Source organism: Undibacterium sp. SXout20W, from assembly GCF_049340285.1.
Classification (GTDB): domain Bacteria; phylum Pseudomonadota; class Gammaproteobacteria; order Burkholderiales; family Burkholderiaceae_D; genus Undibacterium.
In genome coordinates, this window is the sequence record NZ_JBMPPH010000097.1 from 1 (window position 1) to 2,064 (window position 2,064).

General features: G+C 47.6%; 1 protein-coding gene. It reads left to right on the forward strand.

Going from position 1 to position 2,064, the window contains the following annotated elements:
* A partial coding sequence (locus tag ACO0K1_RS20090; RefSeq protein ID WP_423028963.1) for a beta strand repeat-containing protein occupies nucleotides 1-2,064 on the forward strand: 2,064 nt, incomplete at both ends.

The following is a 2,064-nucleotide window of genomic DNA, read 5'->3' on the forward strand; positions in this document are numbered from 1 at the left end:
ACTATATTCTGCCTGCATTAAGTAATGCATCGGTGAATAACAAAGCGACGATCAATGCTGTCACAACTGCAGTTAACATCATCGGCAATAGCCAAAGCGGTACTTATAACGCGACACAACAAAGCGTGAGCGGCTTTACTACCAATGGCTTGGTTGGTACTGATACCGCAAGCAACATCACCGGTTTCACCGCCAGCGGTGCCACAGGCACAAATGCCGGCAGCTATGCCAATACGGTCGGCGGCACGAACAGTAACTACAGCAACATCGTCTACACGAACGGTAGTCTGAACATCGGTCAAGCGACCGCCAGCATCAGTGCCAGCAAAACCTACGACAGCAACACCAGCCTGACGACAGGCCAGGTCAGCATCACGGGCGTCAATGGACAAACGCTGAACTACACCGGCACGGCTGTGGCAAATAACGCGAACGTGGCCGCCAATGCAACAAACTACGTCAGTGGTATCACTGGTTTAAGTGATGGCACAGGTTTAGCATCAAATTACGTTCTGCCAAGTCAGAGCGCTAATTCGGCGAATAATAAAGTCACAATCGGACAGGCTATGTTATCCGCAGTTGTTAATGCCAATAACAAAGTCTATGACGGCAACCTCACCGATACTGGCACCGTTGGATTGACCGGCTTACTTGGGAATGATGTCGTTAGCGGCTCAGGACTATTCAATTTTACTGATGCAAATGTGGGTACCGGAAAAACGGTCTCGGTGACGTCCATCTCCCTCGGTGGAACTGCAGCTGCAAACTACGTCATCGGCAACACCGCGACAGCATCAGCAAATATCACTGGTGCACCGCTCACTGTTACTGCTAATGCGAGTGGAAAATTTTACGGACAGTCTGACACTGCCGGTTATGCTGGCGTTTCGTACAATGGCTTTGTGACGGGTCAAACTTCTTCTGTGCTCGGTAACCCGGCTATTTCGGTAACTCGGTCAGGCCAAGGTACGGTCGAGACACCAGGCGTGTATTCCAATGCGCTTACGCCTAGTGGTGCCGCAGTAATAGGTAACTATATCCTGACTTATGTTCCGGGCAATTACACAATTACTGCGCCGAAGGTTCTCCAAGTTAATCTCGGCGTAAATTCTGTCACCTATGGCACGCCAGGAAGTGCGACCACGATCACTGCAAATCCAACTGTCGCCTATTTGGACTCAAATAATAATGCAATACAGAATCTCAGTTTTCAGTCAAAGTCAGTTTCAGGCAATGTAATTACGTATAATTACGTTGACTCTTTTGGGAAAGTTGTTACGTTCGCCGTTACTGGCGATGGTTTGCAAAAGTCAAGTTCAGGGAATGTTCAAGTTGGTGTTTACAACTACGTTGAATCAGGAACCATGGTTACTCAGGTGGCTCTTGCTTCTCAAACCGCGGACATTATCGGTACACTTGATGTCAACAAAGCTTCTGTCACCATATCAGCGAATAATGCTAGCAGTGTTTATAACGGCACAACGCAAACACAAGGCGTGAATAGTAACGGTTTGATTGGTGGGGATAACGTGATAGTTTCCGGCGCGGCATCTGCCCGCAACGTGGGTACTTATTTGTCCAGTTTAGGTGTTTCCGGAACAGATACAAAAGATTATAACTTCACTTTTGTGAATGCTGCACAAACCATTACAAAGGCTAATGCCAGTGTTTCCGGCGGTACCGCAAACGTGGTGTATAACGCCGCAGCACAAACCAATACCGTGAATACTAATGGCTTTATCGCTGGCGATGCTATTAGCATTACTGGTGGAGCAAGTGGCACGAATGCAGGAACGTATAACGACACATTCCGGGTGAGTGGTGCTGATACTGGAAATTACAATATCAACATCAGTAACGGCGCTCTGACTATTGCTCAAGCGACTGCAAATCTCAATGCAAGTAAGACTTATGACGGCACTAACAATCTAAATGCAGGACAGGTAACTATTACAGGTGTCAACGGACAAACCCTGAACTACACAGGAACGGCGTCTGCGCATAATGCAAATGTGTCTGCGAATGGGTCTAATTATGTGAGTGGCATTACTGGATTGAGTAATG